General features: G+C 71.2%; 7 protein-coding genes. All 7 read left to right on the top strand.

Annotated features, from left to right (window positions below; all coding sequences use genetic code 11):
* Positions 1-148: 148 nt before the first annotated feature.
* The gene (locus C1I89_RS33625) at positions 149-466 is read left to right on the top strand and encodes a putative holin (RefSeq protein ID WP_102776415.1); all 318 of its coding nucleotides are present in this window, start codon (positions 149-151) and stop codon (positions 464-466) included.
* Between the two features lies 1 nt (position 467).
* Positions 468-1,100 (top strand): transglycosylase SLT domain-containing protein, encoded by a 633-nt coding sequence (locus C1I89_RS33620; RefSeq protein WP_102776414.1) that lies wholly within the window; start codon positions 468-470, stop codon positions 1,098-1,100.
* Positions 1,094-1,501, top strand: coding sequence for a hypothetical protein (locus C1I89_RS33615; protein ID WP_102776413.1), 408 nt, complete (start codon positions 1,094-1,096; stop codon positions 1,499-1,501). The genes C1I89_RS33620 and C1I89_RS33615 overlap by 7 nt, the downstream gene beginning before the upstream one ends.
* Positions 1,498-1,806 carry a hypothetical protein gene (locus C1I89_RS34295; protein ID WP_146196990.1) on the top strand — a complete coding sequence of 103 codons (309 nt, stop codon included), beginning with the start codon at positions 1,498-1,500 and terminating at the stop codon, positions 1,804-1,806. Before C1I89_RS33615 ends, C1I89_RS34295 begins: the two co-directional genes overlap by 4 nt.
* Positions 1,763-2,002 carry a TraR/DksA C4-type zinc finger protein gene (locus C1I89_RS33610; RefSeq protein ID WP_081093934.1) on the top strand — a complete coding sequence of 80 codons (240 nt, stop codon included), beginning with the start codon at positions 1,763-1,765 and terminating at the stop codon, positions 2,000-2,002. Before C1I89_RS34295 ends, C1I89_RS33610 begins: the two co-directional genes overlap by 44 nt.
* On the top strand, positions 2,002-2,343 hold the full coding sequence (locus tag C1I89_RS33605; protein ID WP_060833190.1) for a DUF2730 family protein: 342 nt from the start codon (positions 2,002-2,004) through the stop codon (positions 2,341-2,343). Before C1I89_RS33610 ends, C1I89_RS33605 begins: the two co-directional genes overlap by 1 nt.
* 4 nt (positions 2,344-2,347) lie before the next feature.
* On the top strand, positions 2,348-2,612 hold a 265-nt coding region (locus tag C1I89_RS33600; RefSeq protein ID WP_102776412.1), incomplete at its 3' end, for a VpaChn25_0724 family phage protein.

The following is a 2,612-nucleotide window of genomic DNA, read 5'->3' as shown; positions in this document are numbered from 1 at the left end:
CGCGCAGGACTCGGCCGACGTGTCGCAATTCTGGCTGTTCTAGACGTTTTCGTCGGTACGCGCTACCCTGTCGCCTGCCTGCCTTAGTGCTGCATGGGTGAACCGCTTCACCTAATCCGCAGCCGCCCATCCCCGCACACTGCGGGGCATGAAAAAACATACCTTCTTCGACCGATTGCGCCTGTGGCCCTGGCTGCTGGGCGCCCTGCTGACCACCACCGTGGTGGGCGTCATCGCGCCGCACCAGCTGGGCGTGCTGATCTGGAGCCTGTCCAAGCTGTGCCTGGGCGCGTACCTGGGCTACTGGATCGACCGGGGCATCTTCTGTTATGCCCGGCCGGGCGTGGTGGTGGAGGCCGCCAAGCGAGGCGGCGACGGCGTCGCCTGGACCGTGGCCTGCTGGTGCATGATGCGCCGGGCCGTCATCATCGCGGCCGCCGTGCTGGCGCTGGGCCTGGGGGTCTAGCGTGGCGCGCCCGCACCTGTTCGCCCGCCTGGCGGCCCTGGTGCTGCCCCTGCTGCTGTTTTCCTGCGGCGGGCCGGTGTACGCGCAGACCATCCCGGCCGCCGCCGACGGCTACAAGCGCGAGCTGACCCGCATCGTGCAACAGGAGTGGGGGCTGGACGCGCCGGTGTCCGTCCATGCCGCACAGATCCACCAGGAAAGCGCCTGGCGCCCTGGTGTGTCCAGCGGCGCCGGCGCGCAAGGGCTGGCGCAGTTTATGCCCGACACGTCCGCCTGGATCGCATCCATCTATCCCGACCTGGGCGAGGCCGCGCCGTATTCGCCCGGCTGGGCCATGCGTGCGCAGGCCCGCTACAACCGCTGGCACTGGCGGCGCATCGACGCGGCCGACGTGTGCCAGCACTGGGCCATGACGCTGTCGGCCTACAACGGCGGGCTGGGCTGGCTACAGCGCGACCAGCGCCTGACGCGCCAGGCTGGCGGTGACGCCCGCGTCTGGTTCGGCCAGGTCGAACTGCACACCGCGCGCGCGGCCTGGGCCGAGCGCGAGAACCGGCAATACGTGCGCCGCATCCTGTTGCAGCTGGAACCGATCTACCGCACCGCCGGATGGCAAGGGGCGCGCCCATGCTGAAGGCCATCACCGCCGGCCTGCGCTGGCTGCTGGGCAATACGACGGTCCTGGCCCTGCTGGCGCTGGCCGCCCTGTGGGCGTGGCACCAGTGGCAGGTCGGCGGCCTGGAGGATGCGGTGCAGCGGGCCGAGTCGAACGCGACGGCCGCGCAGGCCGAGGCCGACCGGGTGCGCGGCGAGCGCGACCAGTGGCGCGGCACGGCCGAGCAGCGCGGCCGCGACCTGGCCGCCCTGGCCGACGAGCGCCGCCAGGCCGAGGCCGCCACCGTCGCGCTGCAAGACAAGCTGGCCAGGCGCGAGGACGCCTACCGCGCCTTGCGCGAATCCATCCGGGCCGCGCCTGACGCCGACGACGGCGCCGTGGCGCCGGTGCTGCGCCGGACCATCGAGGCGCTGCCGTGATCGCGCGCCTGGTGGTCCTGGCGAGTGTGGCGGCCGGGGTGGCGGGCTGTGCGGTCGCACCGGCGCCGACGATGCCGCCGGCCGATCCGGCGCCGGTGCTGTGCGCGACGCCGGCCGGGCAGACCGAGCCGGAGACCGAGCCGGACAGGCCGGCCGGCACGTACGGCCAGCGCGCCGTGGCGGCGTACATCGAGCAACTGCACCGCTGGGGCACCCGTGGCTGGGAAAAGGTCGCGGCCGTGCGGGCCTGGAGTATGGACTGTGTGGACAGAGCAGCAGTACGAGCTGGCGGCCCGGCTCGCTGAAGAAGAACGCGCGGCGTCGCTGGAAGCGCTACGCACCCGGATGCGCCAGGACGCGCCCGGCTCGGTGGATGGCAACTGCCTGGATTGTGGCGATGTCATCGAACCGGCACGCCTGGCGGTGCTGCCTGGCGCGGTGCGGTGTGTGGGTTGCCAGGTCGCCCATGAGAAACGGCAGGCACAACATGCGAGGTATTGATGGAAGGGGTTGATTGGGGCGCGGCGCGCCTGTTCTGGGACGTGCTGCAGACGGGCATTACGGCGGCCATCGCGGTGTACGTCTGGTGGACCGGGCGCAGCCGCGCCACCACGGACGCTATCGACCGGGTCGATGACCGGGTCACGCAAGTGCAGCAGCGCCTGGACCGCGTCGAGCACACGCTGGAGAGCAGGCCCGGCTATGCCGACCTGGACGCGCTGCGCGCCGAGGTGGCGCAGACCAACCGCAAGCTGGCCGAAGTGTCGGCGCAGCTGGTGGGCACGACCAACCTGCTGAATCGCCTGCACGACTACCTGCTGCAGGAGCGAAGGGAGAAGTAAGACGATGAGCTATCAGGACTTTGAAACCGAGGGTCGCCGGCTGGCGATCTTGCGCATTCTGTCGCGGCGCAACGAGTACACGACCAACGAGTACAGCCTGAACGACGAACTGGTGGGCGCCTACGCGCACAACGTCAGCCGCGACCGCCTGCACGGCGATCTGGCCTGGCTACAGGAGCAGGGCCTGGTCATCGTGCAGCAGCCGCGCGCGGGCTGGATCGTCACGCTGACCGTGCGCGGCGGCGATGCGGCCGCCGGCCGGGCCACCG

It is taken from the genome of Achromobacter pulmonis (genome assembly GCF_002885955.2).
Taxonomy (GTDB): domain Bacteria; phylum Pseudomonadota; class Gammaproteobacteria; order Burkholderiales; family Burkholderiaceae_B; genus Achromobacter; species Achromobacter pulmonis_A.
The sequence above is the reverse complement of the archived record's forward strand: the minus strand, read 5'-3'. Positions and strand labels throughout refer to the sequence as shown.

What these genes read in the sequence shown, in the direction of transcription:
- C1I89_RS33615 (WP_102776413.1), top strand. Translation starts at nt 1,094, where the DNA reads ATGCTGAAGGCCATCACCGCCGGCCTGCGCTGGCTGCTGGGCAATACG.
- C1I89_RS33625 (WP_102776415.1), top strand. Translation starts at nt 149, where the DNA reads ATGAAAAAACATACCTTCTTCGACCGATTGCGCCTGTGGCCCTGGCTG.
- C1I89_RS33605 (WP_060833190.1), top strand. Translation starts at nt 2,002, where the DNA reads ATGGAAGGGGTTGATTGGGGCGCGGCGCGCCTGTTCTGGGACGTGCTG.